Here is a 16,504-nt window from a genome sequence, read left to right as displayed (position 1 = left end):
TAACATCAAAGGCATGGCTCAGTCAGGCCGCGTGCCAGCCTCTCACAACTGCCCTCGCGACGCCATGGGTTGCGAGATTGGAGTGCGGAAAATGAGAAAAGTGCCGCAGCGTTCGGCATTTAAGCGACCTCTTCCTGTGCGGTGAAACAGGCCTTCAGCCGCGCGTTCAACAGCAGGTAGGCCAGTGCCAAAGCATCCAGCAGCGCTAAAACCCCATCCAGCGCCGGCAGATTGCCGTCCTGCTGCCACAGGCTGAACAGGGAGCCGCCCAGCGCCGCCAGCACCGAGGCGCCGAGCACCCAACGCCAGGCTCGCCACAACCTTGGCCACAGATGCCTGCGCGGGGCAATCAAAAATGCCAGTGCGGCCGGCAACCCCAGCAGGATGCCGTACCAAAATCTTTGGGTATCCGGGTAAAACAGTTGCAGCAGCCCTTCCCCCTGTTGCTGCGAAACGCCGGCCATCACAAACAGGAGCCAGGTGCGAGCCTGCAAAACCAGTACGCCCCAAAACCACAACGGCAGACGCAGCACGCCGTGATGATCGTAATCGTCGGGGGAAAATCGGTGTGGGTGTGGCTTCAACGTCGGTTCCTTGCCTGTTTTATCATTACTTCTTCAAATGGGAGCCGTAATGATTGTTTTCAATCCGCCCGCTTAAGAAGCTCTTAAGATCTTTATGTTTTACTTGCTTCATCAACACAGCAGTCCTGATTGGCAGGGCTTTGATTCTCGATTGAGATAAGGAAGCTTCAAATGAAAAAATATACCCTGGCCGCTTTGATCGCGCTGTGCAGCGCACCGGTTCTGGCACAACAAGGCGGGTTCCTGGACCCTTCCGCACCCCAGACGCAAACCGCTCCGCAGGGCGGCTTCTCCGGCCCCAGCGCCGCACTGACTACGGTGGATAAGGTGAAATCGATGAGCGACGACACCTGGGTGATGCTGCAGGGCAACATCGAGCAGCGCGTCGGCGACGATACCTATACCTTCCGCGACGCCAGCGGCACCCTGACGGTGGAGATCGACAAAAAGCGCTGGAACGGCCAAACCATCACCCCGAAAGATAAAGTGCAGTTGGAAGGGAAAGTGGATAAAGACTGGAGCAGCGTGGAAGTCGATGTGAAGAACATCAAAAAGCTGCCGTAACGCTCAGCAACGGGCGGTGAAGGTTCACCGCCTTATTGACTCAATACTCCTGGTCTTCGATCAGCCGCTTACCCAGGCTGGTGATGTTCTGGATTTCGTAACCGAGTTTTTCGTACATCTCGATCACCGTGTCGTTGTCTTCACGCACCATCAGTTGGATCTTCGGGCAACCGCGCGCGACCAACTTTTTCTCCAGACGGCTAATCAACGCATTGGCGATGCCGCGCCCGCGATAATCCGGGTGCACGCCCAGGTAATACGCCGAACCACGGTGGCCGTCATAGCCGCCCATCACCGAGCCGACCACTTCCCCGCCCACTTCCGCCACCAGAAACAGATCCGGATCGTGATTCAGTTTGCGCTCAATATCCATCTCGGGATCGTTCCACGGCCGCAGCAGATCGCAGCGCTCCCACAGGGTAATGACTTCTTCAAAGTCGTCTTGTCGAAATACGCGAATTTCCATCGATGTTCGCCGCTGTTAATTAAGGTGTTTATCTGATTATCGCGGGATTATTCACTTAAGCAATATCAAACTGCGATTTCCCACGCCAATCAGGCAGAAAACTGCGGTAACTGGCGTAATAAATGGACATAGTTAACCGTTCGATTAATGATTATCAATACGATATAACGTCGCAAAATAGAATTTATCGATGGAGCGTCGCGTTATGAAAAAGCAGGTTAAACAATTCCTCAATTTTAAACCGCTCTCCACCTCCCCCACGCGACGTCAGTTACTGCTCTCCGGCCTGGCGCTGGCGCTGGTCGGCTGCAAAAGCCAACCGGCCAAAGCGGAGTCCGGCGGCATGCTGCGCAACCAGCACGCCAAACCTGCGGCAAAACCGACCGGCAGCAAACGGCTGGTGATGATCGATCCCGGCCACGGCGGCATCGATTCCGGCGCGGTCGGCAGCGAAGGTTCGCAGGAGAAACACGTGGTGCTGGAGATCGCCAACCACGTGCGGCGCATGCTGCATGAACACGATCACGTCGAAGCCCGTCTGACGCGGGAAGAAGACGAGTTTATCCCGCTGTTCCAGCGGGTCGAAATTGCCCACCAGCATCAGGCCGACCTGTTTATTTCGATTCACGCCGACGGTTTTACCAGCCCCGAAGCCTCCGGCGCTTCGGTGTTCGCCCTGTCCAACCGCGGCGCCAGCAGCGCCATGGCGCGCTATCTCTCCAACCGCGAGAACGCCGCCGATGACGTTGCCGGCGGCAAATATAAAAATCAGGATAACTATCTGCAGCAGGTGCTGTTCGATCTGGTACAGACCGATACCATCAACAACAGCCTGACGCTCGGCCGCCACGTGCTCGGCCAGATCCGCCCGGTGCATCACCTGCACAGCGACAGCACCGAGCAGGCGGCGTTTGCGGTGCTCAAATCCCCGTCCATTCCTTCGGTGCTGGTAGAAACCTCATTCATCACCAACCCGGCGGAAGAACGCCTGCTCGGCACCACCGCGTTTCGCGAGAAAATCGCCCGTGCCATCGCCGACGGCGTGATCAGTTTCTTCAGCTACTACGACGCGCACCAACGAAAAACCGGCTGATAAGCGGTAGCGAATACGGGTATACTTTGCGCCTTGTTTCGTCAGACGCGTAAATTATCCGTATGAGCTTACCGACCATCGCAGAAGTAAAATCTTTCCTGCTGTCGCTGCAGGACAGTATCTGCGCGCAACTGGCCCAGGCCGACGGCGGCGCCGTTTTCAACGAGGACCGCTGGACGCGCGAAGAAGGTGGCGGTGGCCGCAGCCGCGTATTGACCCAGGGTTCAGTGTTTGAACAGGCGGGCGTGAACTTCTCGCACGTCTCCGGCGCCACCCTGCCCGCTTCCGCGACCGCACACCGCCCCGAGCTGGCCGGCCGCAGCTTCCAGGCGATGGGCGTGTCGCTGGTGATCCACCCGCACAGCCCTTATATCCCCACCAGCCACGCCAACGTGCGTTTTTTCATTGCGGAAAAACCGGGCGAAAAACCTGTATGGTGGTTTGGCGGCGGCTTTGATCTGACGCCGTTTTACGGTTTCGAAGAAGACGCCGTTCACTGGCACCGCACCGCCGAGCGGCTGTGTGCGCCCTTCGGTGACGAGGTCTACCCCAAATACAAAAAGTGGTGCGACGACTACTTCTTTATCAAGCACCGCAACGAGGCGCGCGGCATCGGCGGCCTGTTTTTTGACGATCTCAATACCCCGGACTTTGACAGCTGTTTCGCTTTCACCCGCGCGGTGGGCGAAGGTTTCCTCGACGCCTACCTGCCGATCGTGGAAAAACGCAAAGCGCTGAGCTGGGGCGACAACGAACGCCAGTTCCAGCTCTATCGCCGCGGCCGCTATGTCGAATTCAACCTGGTGTGGGATCGGGGCACATTGTTCGGCCTGCAAACCGGTGGCCGCACCGAATCCATTCTGATGTCTATGCCGCCGCTGGTGCGCTGGGAATACAACTATCAACCGGCAGAGGGCAGCCCGGAGGCGGCGTTGTACCGTGATTTCCTGCCGGTGCGCGACTGGCTGAAGGAGCCTGAGTAATGCAGATTTGGGTCGATGCGGACGCCTGTCCGAACGTGATCAAAGAAGTGCTGTTCCGCGCCGCCGAGCGCACCGCCATGTCGGTGACGCTGGTGGCCAACCAACCGCTGAGAACGCCGCCGTCAAAACACATCCACACCCTGCAGGTGGCGGCCGGTTTTGACGTGGCGGATAACGAAATCGTCCGCCGCTGCGAAAAAGGCGATCTGGTGATCACCGCCGATATTCCGCTGGCGGCCGAAGTGATAGAAAAAGGCGCAGTGGCCCTCAACCCACGCGGCGAACGCTACACGCCGGACACCATCCGCGAACGCCTGAACATGCGCGATTTTATGGATACCCTGCGCTCCAGCGGGATCCAGACCGGCGGCCCGAATACCCTGAACCAGCGCGACCGTCAGCAGTTCGCCAACGAGCTGGACAAATGGCTGCAGCAGGCGAAGCGGGCGCAGTAACCGCGCCGCTTTCCGCTGGCGGCGCCGTCATTTTACCGGCGGCGTGACCCACAGGTAATCCGCCATCTGGCCATCAACCTGCGCCCCCTGCTCCGCCAGCATCAACACCGTCGGCTGCGCGCCCGGTTGCAGATCCTGCACATGCAGCGGCACACCCACCCATTTTGAGGCGTGATAACCACCGGCAATCAACAGCGCCGGCGTTGGGGCAGCCAGCAGGCGTTCGGCCATGCGCCGATCGCGCTGTTGTTGGATTGCCAGCATCGCGTGAAGCTGTTGGGGTTCGATTTTTCCGCCGTGCGAAGTGCGAATGGTGTCTTCCAGCGCCTTCTGCACTGCCGGACGTACCGACAATTGCCCCTTCGGAAACATCGGCTGCCGGTAAAACGCCATGATCTCCTCGCGATCCAGATTGGCCGACCAAAGCGGATACGGCGCTCGCATCGCCGCCATCACCACCTCGCCGTACAGCGACCATTTCCAGCCTTTCTGCCAGTCAATCCACTGCACCACGCGCTCATCACGTATGGCAGAATCCCCCCGCAGTGCCTGCTTGACCTTATCCACGTTGGCCTGCTGATTCGGGGTCAGCATTTCCATCAGCACGCTGCCCTGCGGCCGCCGTTGCGGCAGGTTTTGCATCAGCCACAGTTCGATCTGATGATGATAGGGATTGTCGTGCTTTTCCCCGACCATCACTCTTGGCTGGGCGGCCAGACGGGCAAGAAGCTGGTCAGGTGACAGGGTTTGGCCGCTGCGTAAGTCGGTAATTTTCCCCAGGCCGTCAAGGGTGTTTTTCGGTACGGAAACCGGGGCCTGGCTACAGGCACCGAGCACCAAGGTGGCCAGTAAAACAAGTAATCTCATGACATTACCCTGCAAGAAAAGTAGCGACATTATAGATAATAATTATCATTTGCATATTGATATCCCCCCACCCCGAGACACCGCTAACTATTTTTTAGTTTATGACGCCTGGTCTTACATTGATTTCATGAAATATTACGGGTATAACCAATAGCCATTTAGCTGCTTAGACGTCTATACGGATGAAATATCATGCACTCACCTGAACCCGCCGAAGGGCACTTCAAACGCACCATGAAAGCCCGGCATCTGGTGATGCTGTCGCTGGGTGGCGTGATCGGTACCGGGCTGTTCTTCAACACCGGCTATATCATTTCTACTACCGGCGCACTGGGCACCCTGCTGGCCTATCTGATCGGCGCATTGGTGGTTTATCTGGTGATGCTGTGCCTGGGTGAACTGGCCGTCGCGATGCCGGAAACCGGCGCTTTCCACGTCTATGCTTCACGTTATCTTGGCCCGGCTACCGGCTATACCGTCGCCTGGCTGTATTGGCTGACCTGGACGGTGGCGCTGGGCTCCAGCCTGACCGCCGCCGGTTTTTGCATGCAGTACTGGTTCCCGCAGTCGCCGGTGTGGCTGTGGTGTTTGATCTTCTGCGCGGCGATTTTCCTGCTCAACGTGATCACTACCCGCTTCTTTGCCGAAAGCGAATTCTGGTTCTCGCTGATCAAGGTCGTCACCATTCTGGCTTTTATCATTCTGGGCGGTGCTGCGATGTTCGGCCTGCTGCCGATGAAAGACGGCACGCCTGCGCCCTTCCTGCATAACCTGACCGCCTCCGGCTGGCTGCCGAACGGAACGCTGCCGATCCTGATGACCATGGTGGCGGTAAACTTCGCTTTCTCCGGCACCGAGCTTATCGGCATTGCCGCCGGCGAAACCGAAAACCCGGAAAAAGTGGTGCCCTGGGCGATACGCACCACGGTGATCCGCCTGATGCTGTTCTTTATCGGCACGGTATTTATTCTGGCGGCGCTGATCCCGATGGATCAGGCCGGGATTGTGAAAAGTCCGTTCGTGCTGGTGTTTGAACGCATTGGCATACCTTATGCCGCCGATATCTTTAACTTCGTGATCCTGACCGCCATCTTGTCGGCCGCCAATTCGGGTCTGTACGCCTCGGGGCGCATGTTGTGGTCGCTGGCCAATCAGCGCACCCTGCCGGCCTATTTTTCACGCGTAAATAAACGCGGCATCCCGGTCAATGCCTTGACCTTCAGCATGCTCGGCGGCGTGCTGGCGCTGCTGACCAGCGTTATCGCGCCGGACACGGTGTTTGTCGCCCTGTCGGCCATTTCCGGCTTTGCGGTGGTGGCGGTCTGGCTGAGCATCTGCGCGGCGCATTACGCCTTCCGCCGCCATTATCTGCGCAGCGGTCAGCCGATCGAGGGCCTGAAATACCGTGCGCCGGGTTACCCCTTGACGCCGATCCTCGGCTTTGCCCTGTGCCTGCTGGCCTGCGTAGGGTTGGCTTTCGATCCGGCACAGCGCATCGCGCTTTACTGCGGGTTGCCGTTTGTCGCACTGTGCTACGTCGTCTATTATCTGACCCGCCGCGCCGGGCAAAAATCTTCGTTGGGAGAGAATCATGTCCGTTAACAATACCGTCGCCGCCTTATTGGCCGCTAACCGCACCCTGATTTTAGACGGTGCGCTGGCCACCGAACTGGAGGCGCGCGGCTGCGACCTCAGCGATCCGCTGTGGTCGGCAAAAGTGCTGATTGAAAATCCCGAGCTGATTTATCAGGTTCACCTCGACTATTTCAACGCCGGGGCGCAATGCGCCATCACCGCCAGTTACCAGGCTACGCCGCTGGGCTTCCTGCGCCGCGGTCTGAACCAACAGCAATCGCTGGCGCTGATCGCCAAAAGCGTGCAACTGGCGCAACAGGCGCGCAGCGACTATCTGGCGCAGCATCCGCAGGCCGCACCTTTGTTGATCGCAGGTTCTGTGGGGCCGTATGGCGCCTACCTTGCCGACGGTTCCGAATACCGCGGCGATTACTCGTTGCCGCAAGAAGAGATGATCGCTTTCCATCGCCCGCGCATTGCCGCGCTGGCCGAGGCCGGGGTCGATCTGCTGGCCTGCGAGACGCTGCCGTCGTTCAGCGAGCTGCAAGCGTTGCTGGCATTGTTGCAGGAGTTCCCGACGCTCGGCGCCTGGTTCGCCTTTACCCTGCGTGACAGCCAACATCTCAGCGACGGTACGCCGCTGACGCAGGTGCTGGCAGCACTGCGCGGCAATCCGCAGGTATTGGCGATTGGCATCAACTGCATTGCGCTGGAAAACGTCACCCCGGCGTTGCGGCAGTTGGCCACACTGGCCGACAAACCGCTGCTGGTCTATCCGAACTCCGGCGAGCATTACGACGCGGTGAGCAAAACCTGGCATGCCTGCGGGGGCGGAAGTGGCAGCCTGATCGAGCAGATTGGGGAATGGCAAAACATCGGCGCCCGGCTGATTGGCGGCTGCTGCCGCACTACGCCGCAGGATATCCGCCAGATCGCCGCACGCTGCAAGGCATAAAAAAAGCCCCCTGCGCCAGACGCAGGGGGCTTGTCGTCACTCAAGACTTATAGCGGTTCGGTCTGCGCTTCCACCACCGCCAACGCCACCATGTTGACGATGCGGCGCACCGAGGCGATTGGCGTCAGAATGTGTACCGGTTTCGATACCCCCATCAGCACCGGCCCCACGGTCACCCCTTCCGAAGAGGATACGCGCAGCAGGTTGTAACTGATGCGCGCCGCTTCCATATTCGGCATGATCAACACGTTGGCCGCGCCTTTCAGCGGGCTGTCCGGCATCAGATCGTGACGAATACTCTCAACCAGCGCAGCGTCGCCGTGCATCTCGCCGTCAATCTCCAGTTCTGGCGCCATCTGGTTCACCAGTTCCAGCGTTTTGCGCATTTTGCGCGCCGCCGGGCAGTCGGAGGAACCGAAGCTGGAGTGGGACAGCAGCGCGACTTTCGGCTCAATACCGAAGCGGCGCACGGTTTCCGCCGCCATCAGGGTGATTTCCGCCAGCTGTTCCGGCGTCGGATCGTCGTTGACATAGGTGTCGGCAATAAAGGTGTTGCCGCTTGGCAGCAGCAGCGCATTCATCGCCCCGGCGACGTGCGCGCCTTCGCGGAAGCCGAACACGTTTTTCACGACGTCATAGTGCTCATGGTAGCTGCCGATGGTGCCGCAGATCATCGCGTCCGCCTCGCCGCGATGCAGCATGATGGCGGCAATCAGCGTCGGGTTGCCAATTACCGCACGGCGCGCCTGCTCTTGCGAAACGCCGCGACGCTTCATGATCTGGTAATACTCGCCCCAGTATTCGTTGAAACGCGGGTCGGACTCATTGTTCACCACTTCAAAATCTTTGCCCGGCGTCAGTTGCAGGCCGAGTTTTTGCAATCGCATTTCAATCACGCTTGGGCGGCCGACCAGGATCGGATAGGCCAGGCCCTGCGACACCAGCTCTTGAGTCGCATGCAGCACCCTTTCCTCTTCGCCTTCCGCCAGCACCACACGCTTCATTTCTTTCTTCGCCAGGGCAAAGATCGGCTTCATGAACAGGTTGGTTTTGTAAACGAACTCGGACAGTTTCTCGACGTAGGCGTCGAAGTCTTCGATCGGACGCGTCGCCACGCCGGACTCCATCGCCGCTCTGGCCACCGCCGGGGCAATTTTAACGATCAGGCGCGGGTCGAAAGGTTTCGGAATGATGTATTCAGGGCCAAACGACAGGTCCTGATCGCCATAGGCGGAAGCCACCACGTCGTTCTGTTCCGCCAACGCCAGATCGGCAATCGCATGCACGCAGGCCAGCTTCATCTCTTCGTTAATGGTGGTGGCGCCCACGTCCAGCGCCCCGCGGAAGATGAACGGGAAGCACAGCACGTTGTTCACCTGGTTCGGGTAGTCGGAACGGCCGGTACAGATAATGGCGTCCGGCCGCACGGCTTTCGCCAGCGGCGGCAGAATTTCCGGTTCCGGGTTGGCCAACGCCATGATCAACGGATCCCTGGCCATGGTTTTCACCATGTCCTGGGTCAGCACGCCTGGGCCGGAACAGCCGAGGAAAATATCGGCATTGGGGATCGCATCCCCCAGCGTGCGCTGGCCGTTATCTTCGATGGCATAGGCCGCCTTGGTTTGCTCCATGTTGGCGTCGCGGCCCTTGTAGATCACCCCTTTGGAATCGCAAACGGTGATATTTTGCTGACGTAGACCCAGCGCCACCAACAGGTTCAGACAGGCTATCGACGCCGCACCGGCACCGGACACCACCAGGCGCACGTCGGAGATATTCTTTTTCACTACCCGCAGGCCGTTCAGCACTGCGGCGGTGGTAATAATGGCGGTGCCGTGCTGATCGTCATGGAACACCGGGATCTTCATGCGCTCACGCAGTTTTTGCTCGATGTAGAAACACTCCGGCGCCTTGATGTCTTCCAGGTTGATGCCGCCAAAGGTCGGCTCGAGGGAAGCGATGATGTCGATCAGCTTGTCCGGGTTAAGTTCATCCACTTCGATATCGAACACGTCGATACCGGAAAACTTCTTGAACAAAACGCCTTTGCCTTCCATTACCGGCTTACCGGCCAATGCGCCGATATTGCCCAACCCCAGTACCGCCGTGCCGTTGGATATCACCGCGACCAGGTTACCACGGGCGGTGTATTTGTAGGCCGCCAGCGGATCGGCGGCAATTTCCAGGCAAGGGGCAGCAACGCCCGGTGAATAGGCCAACGCCAGATCGCGTTGCGTTGCCAGGGGTTTGGTTGGAGAGACCTGGATCTTCCCTGGGACCGGAAACTGATGGAAATCAAGGGCACTCTGTTTGAGCTGTTCGTCCATTATGGGTTCCTTTGCTTTTTGCTTTTATGTTGAGGTAAGGCTTTTAGGCTAGACCAGTATAGTGAGAGAAACGTCACAAACTTTGAAGCGGGCCATAACCTTGATCGAAATAGTTTTATAAAAGCAAAAAAACAGGCCCTCTGGACGGGAAATAACAAAACCGCCGTCAAGGCAACGGCAGTTTTGCTCGCCAGGCGTTGAGCGTTGCCACCCGACCCGCGCAAATTTGCAACGCGGTCTGCAATGCCAGCGTATAGCTGACGGCATCGCCCCAGGTGTCGCCCGGCAACAGAGGCTGTTCGCAGGGCGTAAATACGGGTTCAGGGGGCAGCAGCACCACGGGCGTCGGTACCGTCGGCGGTTGGGCGCAGGAGCTCAAGCACAGCGCCAGGCATAGGCTGCCCAGCGCAGGCATCATTTTTAATCGCTTCACGGTATTTCCTCTGGTAAACGTCGCTTTGCCGGCGCAACTGCTGTTCCTGTTGCTGCTGAGCGGCCATCAGCGCACGGTTCTGCGCATCCTGGGTTTGCAGCGTAGCAATCAGCCCGGCCTGCTGCGCCAAGGTCTTTTGCTGTTCGGCCGCCTGCTGCCGCGCCAGCGCCAGCCGGTGCGACAGCAGCGAGCTGTAACCGCCGAGGCAAATCGCCACCGCCAACAGCAGCAGCAACCCGCCCTGTATCAGCTTATTCAGCCAACCGCTCATGCCGGGTAATCCTTGAAAGAGAGCTGGAAATGCGGCCCGTCCTTCAGCGTGCGCCACTCTCCGCCCCACTCGACGCTGACTGAGCATTCACGCGCCGCGCGGCGCACCGCCACGGCAATTTGCGCGTAGTAATCCCACTCCCAGGACACCACGCCCGCCGGCATCGCCACCACGTCCACCGCGTGACCGGTCAGATGCCGGCTCCTCAGCGTCTGGCTTTTGCCGGTGCGCAACATGTCACGCTGCCGCGCCATGCTGCGCACCCCTTCGCTGATGGAAAAAGGCACCAGCGAATAATTCAACGCCAACCGCATCACCCGCACCAGATCCGGATGCACGCCAATTAAGTTGTCCTCACTGCGTGCGGTAAAGCGCATTTCCTGAATTTCATTTAACATTTTTTAGCCCCGTCTTCTTGCCAATGATTTTTTTAATTAATGCGCTAATATAATCAGCGCCCAGAAAGCCAATCAGCACGCTGGCAAGATTCGCCCATTTTAATTCCAGGCCCGCCAGCGCCAATGCATCACGCACCGTCCAGGCCAATAACGCGCACATGCCTGCATTTAATAACCGACGTCGCATCCCGACGTTGCGATAGGCGCCATGCAAAAGCGCCATAATGCCGGCCAAAATGGCATTCATTGCCGGCTGAAGGTATTCACACGCTCGCTGAATAATTAAGCCAACAGCGTCTGGCTCTATGCTGGACATAGCTACTCTCCTATTTTTAATTTTAATTAAATGCCAATCACGGCCGGCAGGGTATCGGTACAGTCAGAATCTAGTTAAGGATGCTATAACAAAGCAAATGAATAAAAACAGCGTCTATGGTCAAATTCATTCACACTCACCCCTGGCACAACAGCCTTCTGAAACAATGGCCGACACCGAATGAAAAATTCATCTTTACTGTGATTTATTTCGACTTTTCTTTGCCAGGAAAATAAACATTTAATAGCGGCGAGAGAACCGCTCTCGATAACAAAACCTTAACTCTGGAGAAATACTATGTCTGCACGCAAAGCGGTGATTGGTTATTATTTTATTCCGACCAACCAAATTAATAACTATACCGAAACCGATACTTCAATCGTGCCTTTCCCGGTGTCCAATATCACGCCGGCCAAGGCCAAACAGCTGACCCACATTAACTTCTCGTTCCTGGACATTAACAGCAATCTGGAGTGCGCCTGGGATCCGGCAACGATAGATGCCAAGGCACGCGACGTGGTCGGTCGGTTGACCGCGCTAAAAGCGCACAACCCCAGCCTGCGCATCATGTTCTCCATCGGTGGCTGGTATTACTCCAACGATTTGGGCGTGTCCCACGCCAATTACGTGAATGCGGTGAAAACCCCGGCGGCGCGAACCAAATTCGCGCAATCCTGCGTGCGCATCATGAAAGACTATGGCTTTGACGGCGTAGATATCGACTGGGAATACCCGCAGAGCAGCGAGGTGGACGGTTTTGTCGCCGCGCTGCAGGAGATCCGCGCTTTGCTGAATCAGCAGACCCAGACCGACGGGCGCCAGGCGCTGCCTTACCAACTGACCATTGCCGGCGCCGGCGGTGCGTTCTTCCTGTCGCGCTACTACAGCAAGCTGCCGCAGATCGTCGCCTCGCTCGATTACATCAACCTGATGACTTACGATCTGGCCGGTCCGTGGGAAAAAATCACCAACCACCAGGCTGCGCTGTTTGGCGACAGCGCCGGGCCGACCTTCTATAACGCGCTGCGCGAAGCCAATCTGGGCTGGAGCTGGGAAGAGCTGACCCGCGCCTTCCCGAGCCCGTTCAGCCTGACGGTGGACGCCGCCGTACAGCAACACCTGATGCTGGAAGGCGTGCCAAGCAGCAAAATCGTCATGGGCGTGCCCTTCTACGGCCGTGCGTTCAAGGGCGTCAGCGGCAGCAACGGCGGCCAATACAGCAGCCACAGCACGCCGGGGGAAGATCCGTTCCCGGGTACCGATTACTGGCTGGTGGGTTGCGAAGAGTGCATCCGCGACAAGGACCCGCGCATCGCCTCTTACCGCCAACTGGAACAGATGCTGCTCGGCAACTACGGCTATCAGCGCCTGTGGAACGACAAAACCAAAACGCCGTACCTGTACCACGCGGCCAACGGCCTGTTCGTTACCTATGACGACGTCGAAAGCTTCAAGTACAAGGCGAAGTACATCAAGCAGCAGCAACTGGGCGGCGTGATGTTCTGGCACCTGGGGCAGGACAACCGCAACGGCGATCTGCTGGCCTCGCTGGACCGCTATTTCAACGCTGCCGACTATGACGACAGCCAGTTAGATATGGGCACCGGCCTGCGCTATACCGGTGTCGGCCCCGGCAATCTGCCGATCATGAGCGCGCCGGCGTACGTGGCGGGTACCACCTATCCGCAGGGCGCGCTGGTGTCTTATCAGGGCTACGTCTGGCAGACCAAGTGGGGCTTTATCACTTCCGTACCAGGCTCCGACAGCGCCTGGCTGAAAGTGGGCCGCGTCGCTTAACGGCATAAAAAAACCCCGTAGCCTGATGCTGCGGGGTTTCTTACTCTGTTAACCGTTTAATGATCGCATTCCTTTGCCGTTAGCGTATCGCTGCCCTCAGTTATTGCACCAAGGGTAACCCCCATCGCGAATCACTTCGCGCCCCATCAGGCTGAAAACGTCGCTTTTACGCGTCAGGCGTTCATGCCACCAGGTAAAACCTGTCCCCTTGCTGGCCGGGTGCCAGGCCAGCCAAATCATTTCGTCACCTTTTTGCATATCGACGGGAACCGTCACCAGCTCGCCGCTCGCCAGCTCTTTTTCGATCAGCGAAGGCGGCAAAAAACCGTGGCCGATACCGCGCTTCAACAACGCCAGCTTGCTCTCGACGTCGCAAACCACCAATTGGCGCTGCAACGGCATAGTGCCGTGGTTGCGCTTTGGCAGTTCGTGGCTGCTGTCGGCAATCACTACCACGATGTCATTCAACCGCTGATTTTTATCCACCGGTTTTTTCTGCGCCGCAAAGGGATGCGAAGGCGAAACGCACAGCACGAAATTCAGCTTGCCGAGCATCAGCGTCTTGGCCTGCACGCTGTCCGGGATCTGGCCGATGGCGATAATCAAATCCGCCCGGTTGTTCTTCAGCGCATCCCAGGTGCCGTTCAGCGCTTCCCGCTGCACCGAAATGTTGGCGTTCGGGCTGTGCTGAATATAGTCACGTATATCCTGGGTGATAGTTTCCAACGGAAAGAACTTGTCGACGACGATGCGGATATTATTATCGAGTTTCGGGATATTCCTCACACGGCTCTCGAGATCCTGCACCGCATTTAAAATCCAACTGCCCTCTTGCAGCAGGAATTCCCCTTCATCCGTTAGGGTAATCATCGGGCCATTGCGATGAAATAGTTTCACGCAGAGTTTACTTTCAATATTGGAAACCCGGTAGGATATCGCCGAAGGCGTTTTATGCAGCGCCTCCGCCGCCATAGAGAAAGAGCCGGTACTTTTTATGGTGCTGATTATTTTAATCGCATCCAGGGATAATCTAGTCATACTAATTCCTCTTTGACATAAAATAAGAAAAATTGACACTAAATTCCCAGGCAACTGGCGCGTAAAAAACGTTCAAGTCAAACAAGAGCAAACAAAACCACAAGCAATATACTCCATATCGGAGAGCGTCATCTGAAAGAGTATTCATCAATCCATTAAGTAAAATTCATCATGATGCTGCGTTTTTAGACAGCAGCTTTTAAATAAATTCAATCAACGAATAAAAGACATTCATCATAATAATTTTAGTTAATAGCCTATAAAACATTCCATCCCCATCCATGCCACGAATGATAAAAATAAAACAAGCCATCAATAATGATGTTTTTTAATTTCGTTAATGACCTCTCATTTAAGTGGCGAAAATACATTCAACTTACAATATAACTTCTGTCCGGAGTGACTTATGAACAATACTTCTCGTACCCTTCTGTCCCTTGGTTTGCTGAGCGCCGCCCTGTTTGGCGTATCCCAACAGGCTAACGCCCACGGCTATGTCGAAACACCGGCCAGCCGTTCTTACCAGTGCAAGCTGCAACTCAATACCCAGTGCGGCAGCGTGCAGTATGAGCCGCAAAGCGTCGAAGGACTGAAAGGCTTCCCGCAAAACGGTCCGGTGGACGGCCATATCGCCAGCGCCGACAAGAGCACCTTCTTCGAGCTGGACCAGCAAACGCCAACCCGCTGGAACAAGATCAATCTGCACACCGGCGCCAACTCCTTTACCTGGAGGCTGACCGCCCGTCACAGCACCACCGGCTGGCGTTATTTCATTACCAAGCCAAACTGGGATGCGTCGCAGCCGCTGACCCGCGCTTCCTTTGACCTGACGCCGTTCTGCCAATACAACGACGGCGGCGCGATCCCAGCCGCGCAGGTCACCCACCAGTGCAACATACCGGCAGACCGCAGCGGTTCGCATGTGATCCTCGCCGTGTGGGATGTAGCAGACACCACCAATGCCTTCTATCAGGCGATTGACGTGAATTTGAGTAAATAATCGGAGGAAGTCCCCTGGGGTTCAGCCGGGCTGAACCCTTTTTTATTGCCGTTGCCCCCTCTTCTTCTCGCCGTCTCCCCCCACGCCAAAACCGCATTGCCGCAGGTGCAACCCGCAGCCCGCCTGGTTCGAAACGGGATCCATTGTTCTTATCCATCGCAACAATCAGAAAAAGCGCATTTTATTCATCAGGCTTATGATGCAGTGTGTTCACCCTATGATGAAAAAGGTTCTCATTTCCCTACATGTTTGGCACTGATCAAGGAGCGTATAAATGAACCAATTAGATGCACTCAAGCAGCTGACGACGGTTGTGGCCGACAGCGGCGATATTGAATCCATCCGCCAGTTCGAACCCCAGGACGCCACCACCAACCCTTCGCTGATCCTGAAAGCCGCGGCGCTGCCGCAATATAAGCCACTGATCGTCGAAGCGCTGAACTATGCCCGCCAACAGGGCGGCAGCAAGGAAACCCAGCTGATTAACGCCGGCGACAAACTGGCGGTCAACATTGGCGTCGAGATCCTGAAAAGCGTGCCGGGCCGCATCTCCACCGAAGTCGATGCCCGTTTGTCGTTCGATCGCGGCATGTGCGTAGCCAAAGCACGCAAACTGATTGGCCTGTACCAGGAACAGGGCATCGACAAGTCCCGCATCCTGATCAAACTGGCCTCAACCTGGGAAGGCATCAAAGCCGCCGAGGAACTGGAAAAAGAAGGCATCAACACCAATCTGACGCTGCTGTTCTCCTTCGCCCAGGCCCGCGCCTGTGCCGAAGCCGGCGTGTTCCTGATTTCACCTTTCGTCGGCCGCATCTATGACTGGTACCAGGCCAAGCAGCCTGCCGCCGAGTACGACGCAGAGCAGGATCCGGGCGTGAAATCGGTGCGCACCATTTATGAATACTACAAACAGCACCGTTACCAGACGGTGATCATGGGTGCCAGCTTCCGTAAGGTAGAGCAGATCCTGGCCCTGGCCGGCTGCGATCGCCTGACCATAGCGCCGAACCTGCTGGAACAGCTCAAGCACAGCGAGCAACCGGTCGAGCGTAAACTGACGCCGTCCACCGAAGGTTTCTATCAGCCCGCCCCGCTTGCCGAAGCCGAATTCCGCTGGCTGCATAATCAAGACGCCATGGCGGTCGAGAAATTGGCCGAAGGCATCCGTCTGTTCGCCGTCGACCAGCAGAAGCTGGAAGACATGCTGGCCGCTGAACTGTAATTATTTTGGAGTTATGAATGTCCTCTCGTAAGCAACTCGCCAACGCCATCCGCGCACTCAGCATGGACGCCGTACAAAAAGCAAATTCCGGCCATCCGGGCGCACCTATGGGCATGGCGGACATCGCCGAAGTCCTGTGGCGCGACTACATGAACCA

The 16,504-nt window shown here is 57.2% G+C and carries 19 protein-coding genes; 10 read left to right on the top strand and 9 right to left on the bottom strand.

The genetic code is table 11. From position 1 onward, the window contains the following. Window positions 1-119: 119 nt before the first annotated feature. Window positions 120-584, bottom strand: a complete 465-nt coding sequence (locus ACTJJ1_RS15870) for a DUF2919 domain-containing protein (protein WP_004947720.1) — start codon at window positions 582-584, stop codon at window positions 120-122. A gap of 171 nt (window positions 585-755) precedes the next feature. On the opposite strand from ACTJJ1_RS15870, the gene ACTJJ1_RS15865 reads away from it, so the two are divergent. Beyond that, complete coding sequence (locus tag ACTJJ1_RS15865) at window positions 756-1,148, top strand: YgiW/YdeI family stress tolerance OB fold protein (RefSeq protein ID WP_004947721.1); 393 nt, start codon at window positions 756-758, stop codon at window positions 1,146-1,148. Window positions 1,149-1,188: 40 nt separating this feature from the next. On the opposite strand, the gene ACTJJ1_RS15860 is transcribed toward ACTJJ1_RS15865, so the two are convergent. Further along, window positions 1,189-1,614, bottom strand: a complete 426-nt coding sequence (locus ACTJJ1_RS15860; RefSeq protein ID WP_004947724.1) for a GNAT family acetyltransferase — start codon at window positions 1,612-1,614, stop codon at window positions 1,189-1,191. Between the two features lie 205 nt (window positions 1,615-1,819). On the opposite strand from ACTJJ1_RS15860, the gene amiA reads away from it, so the two are divergent. The 3 genes from amiA (at window position 1,820) to ACTJJ1_RS15845 (ending at window position 4,145) form a co-directional block, all read left to right on the top strand. Continuing rightward, window positions 1,820-2,707, top strand: a complete 888-nt coding sequence (amiA, locus tag ACTJJ1_RS15855; protein WP_004947727.1) for an N-acetylmuramoyl-L-alanine amidase AmiA — start codon at window positions 1,820-1,822, stop codon at window positions 2,705-2,707. Window positions 2,708-2,769: 62 nt separating this feature from the next. Next, window positions 2,770-3,690 carry an oxygen-dependent coproporphyrinogen oxidase gene (hemF, locus tag ACTJJ1_RS15850; protein WP_440834421.1) on the top strand — a complete coding sequence of 307 codons (921 nt, stop codon included), beginning with the start codon at window positions 2,770-2,772 and terminating at the stop codon, window positions 3,688-3,690. Then, window positions 3,690-4,145, top strand: coding sequence for a YaiI/YqxD family protein (locus ACTJJ1_RS15845; RefSeq protein WP_004947732.1), 456 nt, complete (start codon window positions 3,690-3,692; stop codon window positions 4,143-4,145). Before hemF ends, ACTJJ1_RS15845 begins: the two co-directional genes overlap by 1 nt. A 27-nt stretch (window positions 4,146-4,172) precedes the next feature. On the opposite strand, the gene ACTJJ1_RS15840 is transcribed toward ACTJJ1_RS15845, so the two are convergent. Continuing rightward, complete coding sequence (locus ACTJJ1_RS15840; RefSeq protein WP_440834419.1) at window positions 4,173-5,012, bottom strand: ChaN family lipoprotein; 840 nt, start codon at window positions 5,010-5,012, stop codon at window positions 4,173-4,175. Window positions 5,013-5,204: 192 nt separating this feature from the next. Here ACTJJ1_RS15840 and mmuP point away from each other — a divergent pair, with 192 nt between their 5' ends. Together mmuP and mmuM are read left to right on the top strand one after the other, a co-directional pair. Continuing rightward, window positions 5,205-6,614, top strand: a complete 1,410-nt coding sequence (mmuP, locus tag ACTJJ1_RS15835) for an S-methylmethionine permease (protein ID WP_004947736.1) — start codon at window positions 5,205-5,207, stop codon at window positions 6,612-6,614. Next, on the top strand, window positions 6,604-7,542 hold the full coding sequence (gene mmuM, locus ACTJJ1_RS15830) for a homocysteine S-methyltransferase (protein WP_440834416.1): 939 nt from the start codon (window positions 6,604-6,606) through the stop codon (window positions 7,540-7,542). Before mmuP ends, mmuM begins: the two co-directional genes overlap by 11 nt. 47 nt (window positions 7,543-7,589) lie before the next feature. Here mmuM and maeB read toward each other — a convergent pair whose 3' ends face one another. The 5 genes from maeB to ACTJJ1_RS15805 all read right to left on the bottom strand — a co-directional run bounded on the left by maeB (window position 7,590) and on the right by ACTJJ1_RS15805 (window position 11,287). After that, window positions 7,590-9,869, bottom strand: coding sequence for an NADP-dependent oxaloacetate-decarboxylating malate dehydrogenase (gene maeB / locus ACTJJ1_RS15825; RefSeq protein ID WP_006327110.1), 2,280 nt, complete (start codon window positions 9,867-9,869; stop codon window positions 7,590-7,592). Between the two features lie 166 nt (window positions 9,870-10,035). Then, window positions 10,036-10,209, bottom strand: coding sequence for an Rz1-like lysis system protein LysC (gene lysC / locus ACTJJ1_RS15820; RefSeq protein ID WP_041417078.1), 174 nt, complete (start codon window positions 10,207-10,209; stop codon window positions 10,036-10,038). Beyond that, window positions 10,190-10,573 (bottom strand): DUF2570 family protein, encoded by a 384-nt coding sequence (locus ACTJJ1_RS15815; RefSeq protein WP_004947747.1) that lies wholly within the window; start codon window positions 10,571-10,573, stop codon window positions 10,190-10,192. The genes lysC and ACTJJ1_RS15815 overlap by 20 nt, the downstream gene beginning before the upstream one ends. Then, window positions 10,570-10,971 carry a M15 family metallopeptidase gene (locus ACTJJ1_RS15810; RefSeq protein ID WP_440834413.1) on the bottom strand — a complete coding sequence of 134 codons (402 nt, stop codon included), beginning with the start codon at window positions 10,969-10,971 and terminating at the stop codon, window positions 10,570-10,572. The genes ACTJJ1_RS15815 and ACTJJ1_RS15810 overlap by 4 nt, the downstream gene beginning before the upstream one ends. After that, the gene (locus tag ACTJJ1_RS15805) at window positions 10,961-11,287 is read right to left on the bottom strand and encodes a phage holin, lambda family (RefSeq protein WP_062790035.1); all 327 of its coding nucleotides are present in this window, start codon (window positions 11,285-11,287) and stop codon (window positions 10,961-10,963) included. Before ACTJJ1_RS15805 ends, ACTJJ1_RS15810 begins: the two co-directional genes overlap by 11 nt. Window positions 11,288-11,584: 297 nt before the next feature. On the opposite strand from ACTJJ1_RS15805, the gene ACTJJ1_RS15800 reads away from it, so the two are divergent. Then, the gene (locus ACTJJ1_RS15800) at window positions 11,585-13,084 is read left to right on the top strand and encodes a glycosyl hydrolase family 18 protein (RefSeq protein WP_073440244.1); all 1,500 of its coding nucleotides are present in this window, start codon (window positions 11,585-11,587) and stop codon (window positions 13,082-13,084) included. 96 nt (window positions 13,085-13,180) lie between these two features. Here ACTJJ1_RS15800 and ACTJJ1_RS15795 read toward each other — a convergent pair whose 3' ends face one another. After that, on the bottom strand, window positions 13,181-14,122 hold the full coding sequence (locus ACTJJ1_RS15795) for a LysR family transcriptional regulator (RefSeq protein ID WP_004947759.1): 942 nt from the start codon (window positions 14,120-14,122) through the stop codon (window positions 13,181-13,183). Window positions 14,123-14,528: 406 nt separating this feature from the next. Here ACTJJ1_RS15795 and ACTJJ1_RS15790 point away from each other — a divergent pair, with 406 nt between their 5' ends. From ACTJJ1_RS15790 to ACTJJ1_RS15780, 3 genes are all read left to right on the top strand, one after another. Further along, window positions 14,529-15,122, top strand: a complete 594-nt coding sequence (locus ACTJJ1_RS15790; RefSeq protein ID WP_004947764.1) for a lytic polysaccharide monooxygenase — start codon at window positions 14,529-14,531, stop codon at window positions 15,120-15,122. 274 nt (window positions 15,123-15,396) lie between these two features. Further along, complete coding sequence (tal, locus tag ACTJJ1_RS15785; RefSeq protein WP_004947767.1) at window positions 15,397-16,347, top strand: transaldolase; 951 nt, start codon at window positions 15,397-15,399, stop codon at window positions 16,345-16,347. 17 nt (window positions 16,348-16,364) lie between these two features. Continuing rightward, window positions 16,365-16,504 (top strand): hypothetical protein (locus tag ACTJJ1_RS15780; RefSeq protein WP_440834634.1); only part of this gene is annotated, 140 nt, incomplete at its 3' end.

The organism is Serratia sp. 22264, assembly GCF_052045345.1.
GTDB classification, from domain to species: Bacteria; Pseudomonadota; Gammaproteobacteria; order Enterobacterales; family Enterobacteriaceae; genus Serratia; species Serratia plymuthica.
The sequence above is the reverse complement of the archived record's forward strand: the minus strand, read 5'-3'. Positions and strand labels throughout refer to the sequence as shown.